This is a genomic window from Erythrobacter sp. S267 (genome assembly GCF_057365045.1).
Map to the genome: position 1 here is coordinate 1,447,738 of NZ_CP200298.1, position 19,520 is coordinate 1,467,257.

The 19,520-nt window shown below is 61.1% G+C and carries 17 protein-coding genes and 1 tRNA gene; 8 read left to right on the forward strand and 10 right to left on the reverse strand.

The features are described 5' to 3' along the window. Positions 1-10: 10 nt before the first annotated feature. Positions 11-196 carry a Flp family type IVb pilin gene (locus AC0V6X_RS06795; protein ID WP_486183825.1) on the reverse strand — a complete coding sequence of 62 codons (186 nt, stop codon included), beginning with the start codon at positions 194-196 and terminating at the stop codon, positions 11-13. Positions 197-289: 93 nt separating this feature from the next. Beyond that, a complete protein-coding gene (locus tag AC0V6X_RS06800) occupies positions 290-1,156 on the reverse strand; it encodes an EAL domain-containing protein (RefSeq protein ID WP_486183826.1) in 867 nt (288 codons plus the stop codon). A 216-nt stretch (positions 1,157-1,372) separates the two neighbouring features. On the opposite strand from AC0V6X_RS06800, the gene AC0V6X_RS06805 reads away from it, so the two are divergent. The 5 genes from AC0V6X_RS06805 to AC0V6X_RS06825 all read left to right on the forward strand — a co-directional run bounded on the left by AC0V6X_RS06805 (position 1,373) and on the right by AC0V6X_RS06825 (position 3,800). After that, positions 1,373-2,197, forward strand: coding sequence for an NAD kinase (locus tag AC0V6X_RS06805; protein ID WP_486185527.1), 825 nt, complete (start codon positions 1,373-1,375; stop codon positions 2,195-2,197). 279 nt (positions 2,198-2,476) lie between these two features. Then, positions 2,477-2,551 (forward strand) — tRNA-Asn (locus AC0V6X_RS06810). A gap of 209 nt (positions 2,552-2,760) precedes the next feature. Further along, complete coding sequence (locus AC0V6X_RS06815; protein ID WP_486183827.1) at positions 2,761-2,964, forward strand: hypothetical protein; 204 nt, start codon at positions 2,761-2,763, stop codon at positions 2,962-2,964. Between the two features lie 9 nt (positions 2,965-2,973). Then, the gene (locus tag AC0V6X_RS06820; protein ID WP_486183828.1) at positions 2,974-3,441 is read left to right on the forward strand and encodes an SET domain-containing protein-lysine N-methyltransferase; all 468 of its coding nucleotides are present in this window, start codon (positions 2,974-2,976) and stop codon (positions 3,439-3,441) included. A gap of 119 nt (positions 3,442-3,560) precedes the next feature. Continuing rightward, positions 3,561-3,800, forward strand: a complete 240-nt coding sequence (locus AC0V6X_RS06825; RefSeq protein ID WP_486183829.1) for a hypothetical protein — start codon at positions 3,561-3,563, stop codon at positions 3,798-3,800. Positions 3,801-3,901: 101 nt separating this feature from the next. On the opposite strand, the gene AC0V6X_RS06830 is transcribed toward AC0V6X_RS06825, so the two are convergent. The 5 genes from AC0V6X_RS06830 to AC0V6X_RS06850 all read right to left on the reverse strand — a co-directional run bounded on the left by AC0V6X_RS06830 (position 3,902) and on the right by AC0V6X_RS06850 (position 10,068). Further along, positions 3,902-4,954, reverse strand: a complete 1,053-nt coding sequence (locus tag AC0V6X_RS06830) for a BLUF domain-containing protein (protein WP_486183830.1) — start codon at positions 4,952-4,954, stop codon at positions 3,902-3,904. Between the two features lie 242 nt (positions 4,955-5,196). Then, complete coding sequence (locus tag AC0V6X_RS06835; protein WP_486185528.1) at positions 5,197-5,946, reverse strand: sulfite exporter TauE/SafE family protein; 750 nt, start codon at positions 5,944-5,946, stop codon at positions 5,197-5,199. A gap of 37 nt (positions 5,947-5,983) precedes the next feature. Continuing rightward, the gene (secA, locus tag AC0V6X_RS06840) at positions 5,984-8,797 is read right to left on the reverse strand and encodes a preprotein translocase subunit SecA (RefSeq protein WP_486183831.1); all 2,814 of its coding nucleotides are present in this window, start codon (positions 8,795-8,797) and stop codon (positions 5,984-5,986) included. Between the two features lie 149 nt (positions 8,798-8,946). Then, positions 8,947-9,225: a hypothetical protein gene (locus AC0V6X_RS06845; RefSeq protein ID WP_486183832.1), complete on the reverse strand. Its 279-nt coding sequence runs from the start codon at positions 9,223-9,225 to the stop codon at positions 8,947-8,949. A gap of 72 nt (positions 9,226-9,297) precedes the next feature. After that, a complete protein-coding gene (locus AC0V6X_RS06850; protein ID WP_486183833.1) occupies positions 9,298-10,068 on the reverse strand; it encodes an energy transducer TonB in 771 nt (256 codons plus the stop codon). A gap of 133 nt (positions 10,069-10,201) precedes the next feature. Between AC0V6X_RS06850 and argJ the strand changes: the two genes are divergently transcribed. From argJ to AC0V6X_RS06865, 3 genes are all read left to right on the forward strand, one after another. Next, a complete protein-coding gene (argJ, locus tag AC0V6X_RS06855) occupies positions 10,202-11,428 on the forward strand; it encodes a bifunctional glutamate N-acetyltransferase/amino-acid acetyltransferase ArgJ (RefSeq protein WP_486183834.1) in 1,227 nt (408 codons plus the stop codon). Between the two features lie 72 nt (positions 11,429-11,500). After that, positions 11,501-12,253 (forward strand): inositol monophosphatase family protein, encoded by a 753-nt coding sequence (locus AC0V6X_RS06860; RefSeq protein WP_486185529.1) that lies wholly within the window; start codon positions 11,501-11,503, stop codon positions 12,251-12,253. A 161-nt stretch (positions 12,254-12,414) separates the two neighbouring features. Beyond that, complete coding sequence (locus AC0V6X_RS06865; RefSeq protein ID WP_486185530.1) at positions 12,415-12,507, forward strand: SEC-C metal-binding domain-containing protein; 93 nt, start codon at positions 12,415-12,417, stop codon at positions 12,505-12,507. Between the two features lie 99 nt (positions 12,508-12,606). Here AC0V6X_RS06865 and trxA read toward each other — a convergent pair whose 3' ends face one another. The 3 genes from trxA to AC0V6X_RS06880 all read right to left on the reverse strand — a co-directional run bounded on the left by trxA (position 12,607) and on the right by AC0V6X_RS06880 (position 19,518). Beyond that, entirely contained in the window at positions 12,607-12,927 is a 321-nt protein-coding gene (trxA, locus tag AC0V6X_RS06870; protein ID WP_486183835.1) for a thioredoxin, read from the reverse strand. A gap of 70 nt (positions 12,928-12,997) precedes the next feature. Further along, positions 12,998-16,492: a double-strand break repair helicase AddA gene (gene addA / locus AC0V6X_RS06875; protein WP_486183836.1), complete on the reverse strand. Its 3,495-nt coding sequence runs from the start codon at positions 16,490-16,492 to the stop codon at positions 12,998-13,000. Next, entirely contained in the window at positions 16,489-19,518 is a 3,030-nt protein-coding gene (locus tag AC0V6X_RS06880; protein ID WP_486183837.1) for a PD-(D/E)XK nuclease family protein, read from the reverse strand. The genes addA and AC0V6X_RS06880 overlap by 4 nt, the downstream gene beginning before the upstream one ends. Between the last annotated feature and the right edge of the window lie 2 nt (positions 19,519-19,520).

Consider the following 19,520-nt stretch of genomic DNA (forward strand, 5'->3'; position numbering starts at 1 on the left):
ACCGGATAGCTTAGCGGTTCATCGCCTCGACAGAAGCCGATTCAACTTGGCTCCACGTTTCGGTACTTTCGTTCGCAACACCCTGAAGCGCGGCCACCATAGCGAGGAAGATCATCGCGATGATCAGGCCGTATTCCACGGCGGTCGCGCCCAGTTCTTCCTTGAGAAACTTCTTCCAAAAATCGACTTTAAGCATGGTCTCAATTGCCCCTGTTACCCGTATTGACCCGGGGGTTAGTCGAAATTCATTAGAAATTAGTTATAGCGCGAAACCAGCCAGAAACTCCGTTCAGCCGTGCCCCCGCCCACGGGCGGTTCGGGACAGGGTGAGAACCTCTTCGCTTTTCATCGGCTCGGCCCGCAGAAAACCCTGCCAGTAATCGCACCCTTCCGCCTTGATCGTCGCGCGTTGCACGTCGTCTTCGATCCCCTCGGCATAGATGGCGAGGTCGAGTGCCTTGGCGAGTTGGAGTATAGCGCGCAGCACAGCCAATGCCTTGGCATCTCCCGGAATGCCATCGACCATGATTTTGTCGAGCTTGATCGCATCCAGCGGCAATTCGCGCAGGTAGCGGAAGTTGCAAAAGCCTGCCCCGAAATCATCGAGCGCAGTGCGGAAGCCGAGCTTTCTGAGCGCTCCAAGCGCCGCAGAGGCCTGCTCAATATTGCGTACCAGCAGATCCTCGGTGATCTCCAGCATCAAACGCTCAGGCGCGATATCGCTCTTACCGATGCTCTCTGCAAAGTCAGCGGCGAAGCGCGGATCGCCCAGCTCCTCGGGCGTGATGTTGAGCGATACTGTGAGGTCAGCGGGCCAGTGGCCTGCATCCTCCAATGCCCTCGCGACCACATGGCGCGATAGGGGTGCAACCAGTGCAGCCCGCTCAGCAATGGCAAACAGGTCGCGCGCGCCAATCTCGCCCAGCGTCGGGTGCTGCCATCGCGCCAGCGCTTCCGCCCCCACGACAGCACCTGTCTGGCAAGAGAATTGCGGCTGAAACAGAACCTCAATCTCGCGCCGGTCGAGTGCGCGGAGCAAGTCCTGCTCCAGCGCTGCCGGCTTCACGCCGGGAAAGGGCTCACCAGCAGGCTCACGCAAGGATGCGCCGAGCGTCTTGCCCAGAGAACTGGTGTGCGATTTCTGCCCCTTATCCATGCCTCTTCCCGTAGCCGCACTCTGTCCGCATTGCGCTGTCCATTTGCAATCCGCCCGAATTTGGAACATCAGGAAAAGTCACTAGGACTTGTCCTTGATCGGGCGCAGATCGCCATGGGTTTCTCGCAAGAGAGTTTAGCACCATTTGGTAAACGGCCATAACAACGATCCAGGACGAGTATTTGGGGGTGGAGAAGGCAAGTGAGTTCCAAGACGATCTGTGAGGATTCAGAGCTCGACGCCGATAACGGCGCGCCGCCCCGCCCGTTCTCGCGCATTGCGCTGCTGGCATCTGACACTCCGCGCGCGCAGGAGGCCTTTTCGATGCTGTGGGCGCAGCGAGACTGGTCTGCGCTGGAGGAGGCCGATGCGGCTGTCGTGCTGGGCGGAGACGGCTTTATGCTCCAAACCCTCCACGCGATGCTCGATTCCGGCAATGTTGTGCCCGCATTCGGGATGAACCGCGGCACGGTCGGCTTCCTGATGAACCGCTATGAAACAGCCACTCCCATCGTGGATCGCGTGCGCAAAGCGCGCGGCAAGACCATCACGCCCTTGCGCATCATCGCCACCACGCAGGCGGGTGAGACCCACACAATGTGCGCGATTAACGAGGTCTCTCTGCTGCGTGAGACGCGCCAGACCGCGAAGATCGAAGTCACAGTTGGAAGCCGCGTTCGGATCAAGGAACTGGTCGGCGACGGTGTGTTGGTGGCAACGCCGGCAGGCTCGACCGCCTACAACCTGTCCGCCAATGGCCCGATCCTGCCGCTCGACAGCGGGATGCTCGCCCTCACTCCGATCAGCCCGTTCCGTCCGCGTCGCTGGCGCGGTGCGATCCTGCCCGACGAAATGCGGATCGGCCTGCGAGTGCTCGACCCCGTCAAGCGCCCGGTTGCCGCGGTGGCCGACCAGAAGGAACTGCGCGACATCGCCGAAGTCACGGTCGAGATCGCGCATGATAAGGAACTGGAGCTGCTCTTCGATCCCGGCCAGTCGCTGGCTGAGCGTATCGTGGCCGAGCAGTTTGCGGTCGATTGAGACACCAAAGGCCCTATTGAGAAAACAGTGCAATTGCCCTCAAGCATCTGATAAATAGCATGAAAGCTTCTGAGAGGCGTGTGGAGGTGTGACTTTTCAGTTTCTGGTAGCAAAGGCGGCTGGCTAAAGCCTGCGATACGGCGCACGTGGTGCTGTAGGAAAATGAAATGTATTTTCCTCAAGCCAAGCGCTTAATGGACAATAAACCCCCTTGCCAAGGGCGGCATGCACTCATATACGCGCGCTTCGCTTTCCTAAGAATACCGCTTGGAAAGCTGCTCCCCGATAGCTCAGCGGTAGAGTAGGTGACTGTTAATCACTTGGTCGTTGGTTCGAATCCAACTCGGGGAGCCATTTTCCTAGAAACTGCGCAATCTTCGCATGGGGTTAGAGGCTCTGCGCCTCATTCTTCCTGCGCCTGTCCCGACGGCTTTCCCGGCATCGGCGCACCAGCATCTTGTAATGCAGGACAACCATCACCATTTATATGTGATCGAGAGCACACAACAATGCGCCTCTTCGACTGAGAGACAATCGCGCTCCCGCATGAGGGAGAAAGCGAAATGAACTTCAACAGACTTCTCTACAACCACCAAATTGCATTGATGGATGCTGCCTTGGCAGGTGCCGCGGCGGCGCAAACTGATTGTGTCGGTCGTAGTGAGCAATTGCTGCGAAAAGCCCGGCGGCAACTTGGTGTCACGCAGTACCCCATCGCATTTCCAATGACCGATAGCGCGCAATCTCACCAAGCCCTTGCTGACTAAGTGGCAACTGTGACAGCGATAATCGAAGAGCGAAGTACCAAAGGGCGCGGTCAGGGCGTTTTTGCCTTGGGATCCTTCAGCAAAGGCGACGTGCTTTATGTGGGGGTGTTAGATGACCGATCGATCAGCAATCACTCACATGCCTCGCAGATCAGCAAGACCGAGTTCGGATTCCACACAGGCTTGAGTTCCAAATTCAACCATTCGTGCAATCCAAACTGCGGCATCATCATCAATGATTCCGGCGGCCATAACATCGTCGCAATGCGCGACATCGCAGCGGGAGCCGAAGCCACATATGACTATGCCATGCGGAATTTCCGGATCGAGCACTTCGCCGCTTCATGTGCATGCGGATGCGAGAATTGTCGCGGGTCGATCACCGGCTGGAGGGATCTGCCTGAACAGCGCAAGGTCGATTACGCGGGCTTCGTAGCACCCTATCTGATCGAAATGGACATCGAGAACACGGCATGAGCCACGGCATTCGCGCAGAACGCGATTGCATCCCGGTTCAGCCCTAAAGCGCCAGCACATGTCTTCCAGACAGCAGACAGCAGACAGCAGACTCATTGTATCAAGCGAGGTAACAAAACATGACCCCGGACAAATTTCTCCCGCAATGCCATCCCCATATGCTGGGTGAAAACGGCAAAGTGGACATTTCGCAATGCGAGGCTTTGACACAAGACATGACCGATCTTCGTGAGATGGGCATTATTCTGACTCTGGTGGGAAGTTACGCGGTTGGCGCCTATCGATACACCAATCTCAGCGATGCGCTGGCGCAGGCACGCTCCGATCAAGCACGACAGCCAGAAACCCGCGCCATCTAGCGACGGGCCCAACGACTTGCCTCAAAACCCATCGGGGCGCGTCTTTTCAGGTCTTTCGCACAACTGGTCAGCTTATGGCGCGCTTGGCATTGTGCTCGCCGCTATTTCTGAAGGCGCTTTTGCTTGATCAGCTGGGCAATTTGCACGCTTGAGCCTGCCGCGGTTTTGCGCGCAATATCCGCGCCGACTGCCTCGGCCGTGGCATGGGCGTCTGCGAACAGGCGTCCTCCTACTGACACCACGGTGAGGTTATCGGGCGCGGCAAAGCGACTCTTGTCGACGGTTTCCCTCAGCCGGGCCAGTCGATGCTCGCGTGTAAGGGCATCGGACAGCCCGATATCCACCGCATCGGGCTGCTGCGAGGCAAGCTGGTTGACCAGGGCCTGATCGCTGTCGGGGAAAGTCATATCGACATCCCAGCCCGCATCCGTGAACAGGTCAGCCAGCAAGGATGTGCCCAAAGTGTGCGGCTCTCCCGGCTCAGTGGCGAGCAGGATGCTGTATCGCCCACCGATCAGCGAAGGATTATTGGGGGCGTGACGCAAAGCGTGGCTGGCAATCTGCAACATGCTGAGGCCGATGGTGAGATCAAGCTCCGTGCAATCGTCTGACATCCACGCATCGCCAAGCGCGCGCGCCGTGGGTTCGATCAGATGGGTGATGACCGCATCCCCATCCCAGCCCTGCTCCACCATCGATGAAATGAGCTGGTTGATGCCCAGATCATTGCCGTTCAGCACAAGCTCTAACAAGGTGGGCACTTGCGACGTGATCGCATGGGCTGCCTTGGCATTGCGGAGCGCTGCTTGCGCATCGGCGTCGCCATGAAAACTGAGCAGATCCCATGCGCCAAACAGGCGTGCAGGAATGATATGCTCGCTCAAAATCTCAATATCGGTGTGGCGTTCATCGCGGCTGATCGACTCCCATACGGTCTTTAGACCGGCGGGCGGACCTTCGATCGTTTGGAAGAAGCGTCCACGGTCGTAGAGCAGCATTCCAGTGACGCCCAATTTGCGATTGCGCTGACTCGCCTTCCAAGACAATTCGCGCAAATCCGCGACAGTCGGACGCGAAACCGCGCGGCTCTGATAGCTCAGGCTGCTGGTCCAATCGACAGGTTTGCCCTCTCGGGTATGCAATTCTTGTGACACAAAAACCCCCTTTCCACGCTGGGGGAATGCATTGGAGTGTCAAGCGCCGCGAACATCTAGTGACTGTCTAGCGAACTATGCGCAAGTGTCTGAGAGATAACCGTTCTCTCGGAAAAAGCGCGGCGAAGAAGTCGCAAAACGCTAACACTATTACTCATCCCACGCGCAAAATGCCCATAAACCCGCCAGAGTGTCAACAAGTGTTGACGGCCTACGCCGCGACCGTGGCCATTTGCAGGGCGCTAACCGGAAACAAGTAACCGCACGCCCACAAAAGCCACCAACAACGCAGTCAGCCAGCGGATCCAGCGCACAGGCAAGACCCGCACCGCCATCAGGCTGCCGATTTGCCCGCCGATCACAACCGCGATCAGCAGCGGGAGCGCCTCGGCGATGGCTCCGCCGAACATGGCTGGTCCATGCTTCAACATCTGCCCGGCGAGCCCGAATAGAGAGTTTACTAGGATAAACAGGCTTGCCGTCGCGGCGATGGCACGTGCGTTTCTCCAGCGGGTCAAGTGGAGCAAGGGCGCGAGGAAGATGCCTCCGCCGATACCGACCAGCCCTGCAAGAAAGCCGATGGGCGCGGCGATGAAAGGCATGGCTTTGGCGAAACGCGTGGGCGCTTCCTCACCCTCCCCAGCTTCGCGCACCGGTATCAGCATGGTGACGGCGGTCAGCACCAGGCTCGCGCCCAGCAGCAGCAGGAACGCCTCTCGTGCGATCGGGATTGTGCCTCCGATAAAGGCTGCCGGAGCGGCTAACGCGGTCAGCAGCAAAGCGCCTTTCCACGGCGTCACACCCGTGCGAGCGAAGCGCCAGGTGCCCCCCGCGACCACCACGATATTGCAGGCCAGCGCCACCATCGGCAGGACGCGGTAATCGAGCCCCGATAACGCCAGCAGCGCCGCATAGGTCGATCCGCCGCCAAACCCGACGCTCGCATAGAGTAGCGCGGTGAGGAAGAACCCTGCGGCCAGAAGGACGATCAGCTGCACGCGTCAATTGCCCTTCGTGGTGGGCCTTGGATTAGGCCGATTCCGACTTCGCCGCCGGAATGCCCGCTGCACCGTGGCAATGCTTGTACTTGTTGCCCGACCCACAAGGGCACGGCGCATTGCGGCTGATGTTGAGGTGGGCATAGGGGTTCTCAGTGATCGCCCCACCCGGCCCTGCAGCCGCGCGCGGGCTGCCTGCCAGCGAGCCGAACAGCTCAGGCCGCTCTGCCGATCCATCTCCGTCATTCGAGTTGTCGAGCCCGGTGAGCGGATCGATATGGCCGGTGAGGAAATCTGGCAGGTCCGGCAGCGCCTCTGACTGTGGCTGTGCCATGCGCACCTCGGCCTTGAACAGGATCGAAGACACGTCCTCGCGCAGAGTGTCGAGCAGAGTTTCAAACAGGGCAAAAGCCTCCTGCTTGTACTCATTGATCGGCTGTTTTTGCGCGATGCCGCGCATCCAGATCACCTGGCGCAGAGCATCGAGCGTCGCGAGGTGCTCTTTCCAGTGATAGTCGAGCCGTTCGAGCAGGATTTGCTTTTCCACTCCGCGCCACATCGGCGTCTCGTAACGCTCCAACTTGGCGGCCATCATCTCGTCGGTCTGAGTGCGGATGCGCTCTTCGAGCATTTCCTGCTCGACCGCATCTTCCTCCAGCCAATCCTCAATCGGAGGCTGAATGCCAAAGACGTCTTGCAGCTTTTCTTTGAGGCCATCCACGTCCCATTGCTCGGGGTAAGAGCCCATCGGGCAATGCGCGTAGATGATCGAGTTGACCGTGTCGTGGCGCATATCGACCACGACTTCGTCGACTGTCTCTGAATCCATGATTTCAGCGCGCTGTTCGTAGATGACCTTGCGCTGGTCGTTCATCACGTCATCGTATTGGACGACCTGCTTACGCGTGTCGTAATTGCGCGCCTCAACCTTTTTCTGAGCGGTTTCAATGGCTTTGGAGAGCCACTTGGAACCAATCGCCTCGCCATCTTCGAGGTTTGAGTTCATCATCTTGGCGAACAGAGTATCCGGGCCAAAGATGCGCAGCAGGTCATCCTCAAGACACAGGTAGAAACGCGAGAGGCCAGGGTCACCCTGACGGCCCGAGCGGCCGCGCAGCTGGTTGTCGATGCGGCGGCTTTCATGGCGCTCGGTGCCGAGCACGAACAGGCCGCCTGCTTCGAGCACCTTGGCTTTTTCAGCGGCCACCTCGTCCTTGATCCGCTGGATTTCGGCGTCTTTCTTTAGGCCTTCCTCCATATCGCCCAGCTCCGCTTCGATCCGGAAATCGACATTACCGCCTAGCTGAATATCGGTGCCGCGGCCCGCCATGTTGGTCGCGATGGTGACGGCGCCCAGTCGCCCAGCCTGCGCAACGATGTGAGCCTCACGCTCGTGCTGGCGGGCGTTGAGGACTTCGTGCTTGACGCCTTCCTTGTTGAGGAACTCGCTCAAAAGCTCTGATTTCTCGATCGAAACCGTGCCGACAAGGATCGGCTGTCCGATCTCGTTCTTCTCCGCAATCGCTTTGGCGATGGCTTTGAACTTGTCGACCGTGTTCTTGTAGAACTCGTCCTCTTCATCGATCCGCTGGACGGGGACGTTGGTCGGAATCTCGACGACATTGACCTTGTAGATATCCCAGAATTCCGCCGCTTCGGTGGCCGCTGTGCCGGTCATCCCGGCAAGTTTGGGATACATGCGGAAATAGTTCTGGAAGGTGATCGAGGCCATCGTCTGGTTCTCAGGCTCGATCTTCGCGCCTTCCTTGGCCTCAACCGCTTGGTGCAGACCATTGGACCAGCGCCGTCCGTCCATCATGCGCCCGGTGAATTCGTCGATGATGATGACCTTGCCAACATCAACCATCTCGCCTTCTTCATTGCGCTGCTTTTCCCACTTCACAATGTAGTGGTCGTCGCGGCGGAACATGTGGACCGCCTTCATCGCCTGATCGAGGTGGTGGACGACCTGCGTGTTCTCAACGTCGTAGAGGTTGTCGGTTTCGAGCAGACCCTTCTCTTTGAGAAGCTCCTCAACCCCGTCGAGGCCCTCTTCATTGAACTGGATATTCTTGGTCTTCTCGTCCTTCTCGTACCACTCCTCCGGGATCTCCTTGGCGACCGCGTCGAGTTGGACATAGAGGTCGGACTTGTCCTCCGTGGGGCCAGAGATGATGAGCGGTGTTCGGGCTTCATCGATCAGGATTGAGTCGACTTCATCCACGATGGCGTAGTTGAACGGACGCTGCACCATCATGCGACGCTCGTGCTTCATATTGTCGCGCAGATAGTCGAAGCCAAATTCGTTGTTGGTGCCGTAGGTGATGTCGGCATTGTAAGCGTCGCGCTTGGCGCTTTCGGGCATGTTCGGAACGATGACCCCAACGCTGAGGCCAAGCCAGGTGTAGAGCTGCCCCATCCACTCCGCATCGCGGCGGGCGAGGTAGTCGTTGACCGTCACGACGTGGACGCCCTTGCCCTCAATCGCGTTGAGGTAGACGCCCAATGTCGCCATCAGCGTCTTACCTTCACCTGTCCGCATCTCCGCGATCTCACCGCGCTGGAGCACAATGCCGCCGATGATCTGCACATCAAAGTGGCGCATGCCGAGGACACGCTTCGACGCCTCACGCACAGTGGCGAACGCTTCGGGAAGGATGTCGTCGAGGGTTGATCCCTCGTCCAACTGCTCACGGAACTTGGCGGTCTGCGCTTGCAGAGCTTCGTCCGAGAGGCCTTGGATCATCGGTTCAAGCGCGTTGACCTTGTCGACGATCTTGCCGAGCGATTTGACGTAGCGGTCGTTGGACGAACCGAAGACAGATTTGACGAGTTTTTCGAACATTTGCGTAAGAGGCCTTTGAAAAGAGGGCGTTTCTGTTCGCTATTGTCTCCCGCGTCGCTCGCGGGCCGTAGAACTGCGGACAGATAAAATGGAAAACCCGCATCGGAATAATCATCCGTGCAGGCGCAATCAGATCAGAAGCTTAAGTGCTATTCCAGCGCGCGGTCTGGACCGATCGCGACCGGTGGTCGGTATGCGGCGGGCAGCCATTGAAACGGCTCCTGCTGCGCGCGGTCGATGCATTGCTGGTCCTTGGCGCGGGCCTCAGCCTCGCAACTGCACTTCTCCGCCTGAGCACCCTCAAACGAGCTTGCAAAGGCACTCGCCCCCGCAACCATAGACTGGTGTGAGGATGCCTGCGCGGTGCCTTGCAGCGCGGCGAGCCCGGTAAACAGGGCAAACAGAGTAAGAAGATGACGGCGCATCATGATACTGCGTAAATAGGGCCTTCCAAGCCATTCGTCCACAAGGGAGCGTCAATTACCCCCGCGTGGGTAAATTTAGGGTTCAAGAGCATCCGTTTCGACATCGCTCGTCCCGATGGTGATTTTCAGCTCCACCCGCTTGTCGATAGGCACACCATTCTCGTCCCGGTAAGGCGCGCGGGCTGGCCGGTTTAAGCCAGGGCATGGCTCCGTTTCGAGTGTGCGCTGCATGTCGGAACTGATATTTCCGCTGACCTCGATCGTTTCGCAATCCGCCACCAACCCCTCGGCGGTGATGGTGTAGGCGACATGGATCGTCATCGGCCCGCCCATCTCGGGTTCGGACCGCCGCCATGTCATCGCGCCATTAAAGGCACCTGCAATCGCCTCGCCATTATCGTCGAGGGCTGGTTCGAACGCCGCTCGCTCGGTCAGAATTTCGCAGGTCTTGGCATCGAGCGCGGGAAAGCCACTGCTGGATGTGATCGCACAGGCAGAGACATTCCCTTCAGCATCGACGTAGAGCTCATAGCCGACCTCGCCCTCTTCCTCCGCGACCCAAGACGCAGGCGGGTAATCTGCGCCGCGCGGAGTGAGCACGGAGTAGTCTAGCGGGTAAGGCATTGGCGCATATTCGGGGTAGCCCACATAGGTCTCCTCCTCAGCAACGCCTAATGCCGCATAGGGCACTTCATCCGCTGGAGCTTTGGCGGCATCTGCGGCAGCGGCTTCTGCAGCCATCGCCGCTTGCTCGGCCGCCTCTTCGGCGGCCTCTACAACGGATTGCCCATTTGCGGGGCTCACAGCCAAGGCAGCCGCGAAGACAATTGCATATTTGAGATTCATTCGACCAAGAAGCTCCCCTTTTGAGCTGGCGGTAGCCGACAGCTCCGATATTTACCCGATGCGTTTCGCAGTCCCAACCGCGATATTCAACAGGCGATTGCATGTAGCACTGTGCAGCCTTAGGGCAGCCTGAATGGATCTAGAACGCTCCCCGCTTGCCCTGCCCTTCCCTGAGATTCCCGCAATCAGCGGCGTGACCTTGCGCGTGGCGCGGGCGCGCTACAAAGAGTGGGACCGCTGTGATTTGACCTTTGTCGAGGTGGCAGAGGGCACTAGCGTCGCGGGCGTCTTCACCCAAAGCGCCTGCGCCTCATCCGAAGTGGAACTGGGCCGCGAGCAGGTCAAATCGGGCCACGCGCGCGCGCTGGTCGTCAATGCGGGCAATTCCAACGCCTTTACCGGCTATCGCGGACGCGAAGCGGTTGAAGCCATTCAGGCACAAGTCGCGCAGGGCCTGGGATGCGAGGCGGGCGAAGTGCTGGTTTCCTCCACTGGCGTTATCGGCGTGCCCCTACCCAAAGACCGCGCGCATGCTGGCGTCGAAGCGGCTTTGACCGCCGAGCCCTGCGGATGGGAGGACGCGGCCTCCGCCATCAACACGACCGACACGTTCAACAAGGGCGCTCACACTAGCGCCATTGTCGGCGGGACACGCGTGGAGTTGGCGGGTATTATCAAAGGCTCCGGCATGATCGCGCCCGACATGGCGACGATGCTGGGATATGTGTTCACCGATGCGGATGTCGCTCCGGCCTTCCTGCAAGAACTGCTGAGCGCTGCCAATTTGCAGACCTTCAGCTGCATTACGGTCGATGGAGACACCTCGACAAGCGACACGGTCTTGGCTTTTGCGACGGGCAAGTCCGGTGCGCCTCGGATCGAGAATTGGGACAGTCCCGGAGCCGACGCCTTCGCCGCTGCCCTCACCGATATGTGCCGCCAGCTCGCCCAAGCCGTGGTCCGCGACGGCGAGGGCGCCTCCAAATTCATCACCATCCGTGTTTCGGGAGCCGCCGACGATGACAGCGCCCGGCGCGTAGGTCTCGCAATCGCCAACTCGCCGCTCGTCAAGACCGCGATTGCAGGCGAAGATGCCAATTGGGGCCGCGTTGTCATGGCAGTCGGCAAGGCGGGAGAGCCTGCGGACCGCGACAAGCTCTCCATCGCGTTTGGAGGGGTGTGGGCCGCAAAGAATGGCTTACCGGTCGAAGACTATAACGAGGCACCCGTGGCTGAGCACCTTAGAGGTCAAGAGATCGACGTCGCCGTGGACCTGGGGATCGGCGATGGCCGCGCATCGGTTTGGACCTGCGACCTCACCCACGGTTACATATCGATCAACGCTGACTACCGGAGCTAAAGCGTGGCTGAACTCTCCGCCCTCGATGCCGAAATCCGCGACCTATTCCGCTTTGCCGCCGAACGTTCAATCATGCCGCGCTACAAGATGCTGAAGGCCGAAGAGATCGAGATGAAGGGCGAGAACGACCCCGTCACCATCGTCGACCGCGAGGTGGAGGCATTCCTGACCGATGCCCTCACCAAACTCGCGCCCGATGTGGCCGTGGTGGGCGAGGAAGCGGTGGCAGAAGATGCCAGCGTCATGGAGAAACTCTCCGGCCCGTGCTGGATCATCGATCCGATCGACGGCACCTCCAATTTCGCAAGCGGAGAGGGTCATTTCGGCGTGATGATCGCGCTGGCAGATGCGGGGGAAGCGGTTGCAGGCTGGATCTACGACCCGCAACGCGACCGGCTGTGCCATGCCCGGCGCGGTGAAGGCGCGTTCGTGGATGGAGAGAAGGTCACGGCCAAACCCTCCGGCGATAGCCGCGCAAACCTCGCCGCGATGAAGGGCTTCATGCCCGATGATGCCCGCGCGATTTTCGAGGCCGAGATCGAACCGCACTATTCCATCGTCCAGCCCCCACGCGCGGCGTGCGAGCAATATCCGCTCACCGTCTTTGGCGGGCACGACCTTGCGATTTACGAGCGCACCCTTCCCTGGGACCACGCCGCGGGATGTCTGTTCCTGAACGAAGCGGGCGGCGCGTGCCTGCGCCCCGATGGCTCAGCCTACCGGGTCGATGACGGACGCAAAGGAATGGTCGGAGGGGCGAGCCGCGCTCTGTTCGATGACCTCGCTGAGCGGCTTATCAAAGCGGGCTATATGCCTGCGGATTGACCTGCTACGGACCTGCGGCTGCCAAATGGCAGAGCAACGACAGGAGGCCATCATGGCACGCAAGACCAACGATTTGACCGACCTGCCCTGCTTTCGAGCGCACTTCTAAGCGCCGTCGGGGCTACCCTTCCGAAACAAACGTGAAGCGCGGTTTGCGCTTTGTGCACGGCGACAAGGAGTTGGTCGAAAAGCTCGGCCGCAACGATCCTTGCCCGTGCGGATCGGGAAAGTGCTTTCAAGAAATGCTGCCTTAAATCAGGCCGCTTTCGACGGGTCTGAGCGCCATGACTATTGGCGCTAACAAAAAAGGGGCGCCGCAATGGGCGCCCCTTTCATAATCCAGTGTGATCGGATCAGAGCTCGCTTTCGATCCAGTCTTTCAGCTGGCTCTTCGGCTTCGCGCCGACAGCACGGGCCACTGGCTCGCCATTCTTGAACAGCACCATCAGCGGGATCGACTGGACGCCCATTTCGGCGGGAATTCCGGTGTTTTCCATGATGTCCATCTTGGCGATAGTCACCGCCTCGCCCAGTTCCTCGCTGATTTCCTCAAGCGCGGGGGCGATCATCTTGCACGGGCCGCACCACTCGGCCCAGAAATCGACCAGCACGGGCTTGTCGCTGTCGAGCACATCGGATTGGAAGCTGTCATCGGTGACGTTGACGGTGGCCATTATGGCTTCTCCTGAAAGTTGGTCCCGCGTGGTTTCGCGGCTTGAAAGACAATTTAGCCCGCTTTGCGCATCACTCAAGACCTGTGGGCGCATAGTTATCCTGTGTCTGTCCCAAACGATCCTTGTGCAACTCCAGCATCGCCCAGGGGAATTCGATCAGAAGCGGCGTTTGGGTATAGAGGACGGCACATCGCACCGCCTTGCCCGGATAGATCGCGGCGAGCGCGGCGTGATAGGCAGCCATCTGGCGCTGAGTGCTGGACGGCACTTCTTCAAGGCTGCGCGGAGGGCGGCGAGTGGTCTTGAAATCGACCACGGTTACGGCGTCCTCGCCAACCAGCAAGCGGTCCGCGACACCGGTCACAACCACACCTCCTACAATCGCTGTGAGCGGCACTTCGGCAAGCGCTCCGGGCGCGAAGATGTCGGCAAAATCGGGGTGGTTCAGGGTCGCGAGAGCGCTCTCCAGCATTTCTGCTCGCACGCCGGCGCCCAAGTCCTGCGCCTGCCGCTCCAACCAGTTGTGCGCCGCTTCCTTTCGTTGGTCATTCGGGATGTCGGGCAGCCGCTCTAGCAGCCGGTGGATGAGCACACCGCGCCGCGCGGCGATACCAGCGACCGCTGGATCGAGTGGCGGGTCTGCGCCTTGCTCCTCCCCCGCATTGGACGGCGCGAGCGGCTTGGGCGGACGCGGCTCTTCACCAATCGCGGCGGTCGCCCATGCTGGGAGCTTGGCAGTCTCCGCCGGAGGCGCAGGCGCATCCGCCTCAAACATAGGATCGGCGCGCACGCCCCACTCTCGGACCGCGCCCCAAATGTCGTCTTCCAAAGGCGGTGTGTCGAAGACGGGCAGCAGTTTCGCATACCAACTGTCTTCGTGCGGCTCGCCCTTCTTCGCCTGCCGGGGCCCGAGCGATCCGCCGATGAACAGCGCCTCTTCCGCGCGCGTCATGGCGACATAGAGCAACCGCCAATGCTCCTGCATCGCCGCGATGTTTGCGGCTTCCTCAGCCTTGGCGACCGGGCCAACGCGCTCGCTGGCGGAGAGGTTCGGGAGCGGCACAAGCGGTGCCTTGTCACCCGCGATCTCCAGCGGATCATCTGGCAGTTCGAGCGATCCGCTCGTTCCCGGTTCACCCGTCGCATCGGCGAGGATCACGATCGGACGCTGCAAGCCTTTCGAGCCATGCACGGTCATCACACGCACCTGCGCATCGGCCTCATCCGCGTCGCGCTTTAGCTCTCCGTCGCCCGCGTCGAACCACTCGACAAAGCCAGCAAGGCTCGGCGTGTGGGCAGCTTGGTAGGCAAAGGCGGCGTTAACCAGCTCGTCTATCGGATCATTCGCCTCGCGCCCCAGCCGCGCGACCAGCTTGGCTCGACCTTGCCAAGGTCCTGTCAGCAGCCAAGCGAGCAGCGCCTGCGGGGTCTCGAAATCGGCGAGCCTCAAAAGCCCGCGCAAAGTGTCAGCGGTGGCTTGAACAAACGGATCGTCAGATGCGCGCAAATGGTCCCACAGCCGCACTTTGGGACCGCGTGGCACGAATTCCAGCAGATGATCCTGCGACCACCCGATCAGCGGAGAGGCGAGCAGGTTGGCAAGGCTCAGATCATCCAAAGGCTGCGCGGCAAAGCGCAGGGCCGCCATCAGGTCTTTCACCGCTAAGGGCGCTCCCAATCGCAACCGGTCGACACCCGCAACCGCGACACCGCGCGCATGCAGCTTGGCGACAATCTGATTGGCGAGATCCTTGCGCTTGCGGACGAGCACCATGATGTCCCCTGCGCCCGCATGGCGCTTGGTCCCTTTCTCCAGCACAAAGGGTTCGTGATGCGGGTTCTTCGGATCAACCCAGCGGCTGACCTGACGCGCAATGCGGTCGGCCATTTCGGTGTCGTGGGCAGGGAGCCAGTCTCTACTATCCTCGACATCAGGATCGTCCGCCGGGCCGATCACCGGCTGCCACAGGGCGACCAGCCCTGCGCGGTCATCGCCTTCATGCGGGTCCGGCGCTTTGGGCAGGCCAAATGCCTCAAACCCGAGCGCGTCGATCACAGCGTTCACAAAGCCCAAGACCGGTGCAGAGGTGCGGAAGGAACGGCCCAATTCCGGGTCGTCAAATTCGGGCAAGCGGCGGCTTTCACGCAGCTCGAGGGCATTGGCGCGTGCATCGCTGATCGCCGCCTGCACCCGGCCCTTGGCTCGCTCGAAATTGTCAGGACTCGTGCCTTGAAAGCCGAAGATCGCCTGCTTGTAATCGCCCACGGTGAAGATCGTACGGATCTTGTCCCCGCGCGCGCCTTCGCCGGAGAAGAAGTCGTCGATCAGTGCGAAGACGATGTCCCATTGCGCGGAATTCGTGTCCTGCGCTTCGTCAATCAGGATGTGGTCAAAGCTGCGGTCCAGCTTGTAGCGGATCCACTCAGCCGCCTCTCCCTTGCCTAGCAGGGTGGCCGCCTTGCGGATCAGGTCGTCGAAATCGAGATAGCCCTCCCGCACCTTAGCCGCTTCCCACCGGACCGCAAATTCGCGGCCCATCTCAAGCGCAGGGGTGAGGAATTCGGCGAGGTTCACCAGTGCAAGCCGGTCCTTGTACAACGCGACGGCGGCAGAGACCTCGTCCTGCCAGATCGGCAGCAGCGGCTCTGCGCGTGAGGGCTTGTCCATCTTTCGCGGAGCGCCGCTCTGGATCAGCACTGTCTTATAGAAATTCTCTACCAAATCAGTGCGCTGTGCCGGGTCGGCAGCAAGCCAGATCGGCAGAAAGTCGGCCGTCGCTTGCCCGTATTTGGTCTCCCAACCCTGCATCAACGGCAGCATTGCGCGCAATTGCGCATCAGAGAAAACATCCGGATGCAGGACCTCGTCCGCCCAGTCCTCCCCCGCATCTGCCGGGATGCCAAGCAGCCCAGCCACACGCGGAGCCATAGGCGGCGTCCAAGCCGCCGGTCCCTCCCACAAATGCGCAGCCCCAGCGCACCGCATCAACCATCCGCGCAGGGCATCTGGCTCTTTGACGCGGGCGAAGTGACTGACTTTGGCGTTGAGCGTCTCGTCGCCCTCCTCCAGCATCTGTGCCAGCACATCGCGCGCGAGTAACTCGCGCTCACGGTCCTCCATCGGGCGGGCGCCGGGGGTGAGTTCTGCTTCCTCGGGAAAGTTTGCCAGCAGCCATTGCGAGAAAGCGTGAATTGTATCGATCCGCAGGCCCCCTCCCGGACAGTCCAGCACGCTCGCAAACAGCGTGCGCGCATGGGCTTGGGTTTTCGGATCAATCGGAGCGCCAAGATACTTCAACTCCTTGGCGAGCGTCCCCGAATCCAGCCGCACCCAGCGCGCGAGCACCGCGTTGATGCGGTTGGCCATCTCCGCCGCGCCTGCCTTGGTGAAGGTGAGGCACAGGATCTGCGAAGGCTCGACCCCCGGCGTCAGCAACAGGCGCAAAACGCGCGCGGAAAGCACCTGCGTCTTGCCCGTGCCCGCTGAAGCCGAAAGCCAGATATTGTCGCGCGGGTCGGCCGCTTTCAATTGGTTGCCCTGAAGGGGGAAGACAGCGCCGCTCATGCGTCATCCTCCGGGCCTGCTTCGGAGAGCCTGATCTGCCATTCCTCGAGCCGCATCAGCTGGTCGTACTCGGCATAGCCGGGGTAATCCGGGTTCTCCTTCGCCGTGAATGGCGCGTCGCCGGTGAGGTATTTGGAGATCGCCGTGTGCAGGAACGCTTCGTGCTTGGGCAGGAATTCCTCAAGCGTCAGGCCCGAGGTTTTCCTGCCCGTCTTCAATGGCTCGTCCTTGTAGCCAAAATCGCCATCTTTTTTGGCGAGCGACCAATATTCGTAAGCCGCCGTCTCACCTTTTACGCGGCCATCTGCGAAACCGGCATCGCGAGCGATCAGGCCCAGCACGCCCATTTGCAGCGCATAGCCTGCCTCAACCTGTGCGGCCTTAGGCGGGCCGCCCGTTTTGTAGTCAACAATCGCGAGGCTGCCATCAGGCAAGCGGTCGATCCGGTCGGCGCGGCCAAAGACCTTGATCCCGTCGACCATCATCGCCCCGTCGGCCTCGGAGACCAGTACCTGACGCCCCTCCTTCGCCGCCTCGTCGATCCAAGCCTCGAACTTCTCGAGAGCCGCCAGCAGGCGCGGTTGCCACAGGCCTTTGAACAGCGGATGGACCTGCGCCTCAGCAAATTTTCGCGTCGCAAAGTCGCGGATTGGGAGAGCGGGATTGGCCTCGCGCGCTGTGTGCCATGCCTCAAGAATGTCGTGCACCAGAGTGCCGCGCAAAGCCGGGTCGCCGAACGGGTCTCCGGTCAGCGGATCAAGCGTCTTCAGCCCCAATATCTCACGCGCATAGAATTGGTACGGATCGCCCAGTAACCGGTCGAGCGCAGTGGCACTGATGGTCACATCCTTGCGCTGCGCCGCAGTTGGACGCGGTTTGGGGCGCGGATAGGCTGGCGCGGGCTCAGGCGCACGGTCGAGCGGACCGAGCATCGCAGGGATGCGCGTCTCCTGATGATCCTCAACCAGATCGCCGAGCAGCGCCTGCACACGCAGCAGGAATCGAGAGGGCAAAGTCGGACCATCGCTGTCACGCTGCGCTCGGCTCAGCACGACTTCGGGGGCACCCATCGCTCCGGCCAGATCATGCGCGGCAAGGCCGATGCGGAATTCTGACCCTGGAATGCCGAGCGCGCGCAGGATGCCGGGCGCGAGCAAAGCGTCTGCTCCCGGCGCTTGCGGCCAGCTGCCTTCGTTCAGACCAGCGCAGATGATGAGGTCCGCCCTCGCCATGCGCGATTCCAGCAGACCGTAAATCGCGACGCGCGGATGCCCGCCATAAGGAGGGCGCACCGCGACCGCCTCCATCGCGTCGCGCAAGACGCCGGCAATGTCAGCGCGCGAAATCGTGGTGCCAACGGCGCGGGCGTGGAGACGCAAATCCTCCACCAGATGCGCCAGCGCTCGCCCATCCTCACGCGCCCAAACCCCGTCACCCGCAAGCGCCTGTGCGCATTCGCTGAGGCAATCGAGCGCCTCCACCAGAGGAACGTCCTGCGGCATTTGGGTAAGCGGGGCGAGGATCGGTTCAACCTCAACCCACCATTCTCCAACGCCCGCCTTCTTCGCCGTTTCAGCGAGCGGTCCAAGCCCCGGCGCGAGCGTCTCGCGCCGCAATTGGCGGTCGAAGCGGCGCAGGTTCTTGAGCCAATCTGCCCGCGCCTCTCCCCCGTCCTGCAAACGCACCAGCGGATGGCCAAGAGCGGCCACCACCAGTGCGGGGTCGAGGCCATTGGCCGCGATATCCGCCAGCAACCCCATCAACCGCCCCGCTGAGGTGAGCGACAAGGCTCGCCCCGCCGAATCGTCCGCTTTGATCGACCAGCGATCGAGATGCTGTGCGACCCGGCGCGCCAAGGAGCGATCAGCGCTGATCACTGCGACACGTTTCTCGGGCGTCTCCAAAGCCTCCCGCACCAGCAGCGCGATGGCCTGCGCCTCCTCCTCAGCGGTGGCGGCTTCCATCAGGCGCAACCCATCGAGGCGGCGTTTATCGGGCTCCAGGTCAACCCAAGACCGGCTCGCCTTGGGCGGGAGGAACAGCGAGCTGATCGCGCGGCTGCGCTGTGGCGGCGCGGCTGTCATGCCTTTGCGATGCCAGGGGCGCACTTCCGCGCGCGCAATGCCCATGCGTTCGAGCAGTAATTTGAGGTGATATTGCGGATGGGTCAGCGCATCCTTCGCGCCGAATTTCTCCGCTCCCGGCTCCGGCGCAGCGCCTGCGCGGCCAAGCTCCTCCCAAGCTTCGTCCGACAGTTGCAGATCAAGATCGGGCAGCACCACCGCCCCGTTCTCCAGCTCCGCAATCGCGCGCAACATCCGGGCGAGCGCGGGCGAGGCGCTGGTCACACCGGCTGCGAGGATCGGTGTGGCGGGAGGTCGCTCGCGCCAGCGCTTTGCGGCTCGGTCGAACAGCATGTTGCGGCGCGTCGCAGCGTCGATCTCTCCGCGCTCTTCAAGCCGGGTGTTCCAGCGCGCCGCCACCCGCGCAAACAGTCGCAGCGAGTTTTGCCAATGCTCGGAAAGATCGTCCAGCGTATCAAGCACCGGCTCGCTGAGCAGATCAGCGGGAGTCCTCTCCTCCACCAGCAGCCGGTCCATTGTCTGAGCAATCTCGCGCGCGACCCTAAGCCGAGCTGCGCCGGGAAGCGTTGGTTGCTTTTGATCTGCACGCTCGGCCGCGATGAGTTCGGCGAGTTCGAGCCAGCGCCGCGTGGGCTCTGCCGCCGGAGGAATGTCGCTAGCGCCGAGCGGATCGAGCAGCGCACCCAGGCTCTCATCCAGATCAAGATCGCCGACCGTGACCATGCGCGGCATCAGCATTCCGCCAACGCCGCTTTCGCCCGAGTGGCGCACGAAGGCCTCGGACAAAGTGCGCGCGGCGCGGCTGCTGGGGACGAGCAAGGTCAGGCGCGCAAGGCCGACACCTTCCTCAGCGTATCGTGGCACAATTCCGGCGACGAGCGCATCGGCAAAGCCGCGATGCGCGGCGATGGAATAGATGTTCGGCCCCCGGGATTCAGACACGC

Coding starts and splice junctions, on each gene's coding strand:
- addA (WP_486183836.1), bottom strand. CDS start 16,492: ATGAGCGGCGCTGTCTTCCCCCTTCAGGGCAACCAATTGAAAGCGGCC.
- argJ (WP_486183834.1), top strand. CDS start 10,202: ATGGATCTAGAACGCTCCCCGCTTGCCCTGCCCTTCCCTGAGATTCCC.
- AC0V6X_RS06850 (WP_486183833.1), bottom strand. CDS start 10,068: ATGAATCTCAAATATGCAATTGTCTTCGCGGCTGCCTTGGCTGTGAGC.
- secA (WP_486183831.1), bottom strand. CDS start 8,797: ATGTTCGAAAAACTCGTCAAATCTGTCTTCGGTTCGTCCAACGACCGC.
- AC0V6X_RS06815 (WP_486183827.1), top strand. CDS start 2,761: ATGAACTTCAACAGACTTCTCTACAACCACCAAATTGCATTGATGGAT.
- AC0V6X_RS06800 (WP_486183826.1), bottom strand. CDS start 1,156: ATGGATAAGGGGCAGAAATCGCACACCAGTTCTCTGGGCAAGACGCTC.
- AC0V6X_RS06825 (WP_486183829.1), top strand. CDS start 3,561: ATGACCCCGGACAAATTTCTCCCGCAATGCCATCCCCATATGCTGGGT.
- trxA (WP_486183835.1), bottom strand. CDS start 12,927: ATGGCCACCGTCAACGTCACCGATGACAGCTTCCAATCCGATGTGCTC.
- AC0V6X_RS06860 (WP_486185529.1), top strand. CDS start 11,501: ATGCCGCGCTACAAGATGCTGAAGGCCGAAGAGATCGAGATGAAGGGC.
- AC0V6X_RS06845 (WP_486183832.1), bottom strand. CDS start 9,225: ATGATGCGCCGTCATCTTCTTACTCTGTTTGCCCTGTTTACCGGGCTC.
- AC0V6X_RS06795 (WP_486183825.1), bottom strand. CDS start 196: ATGCTTAAAGTCGATTTTTGGAAGAAGTTTCTCAAGGAAGAACTGGGC.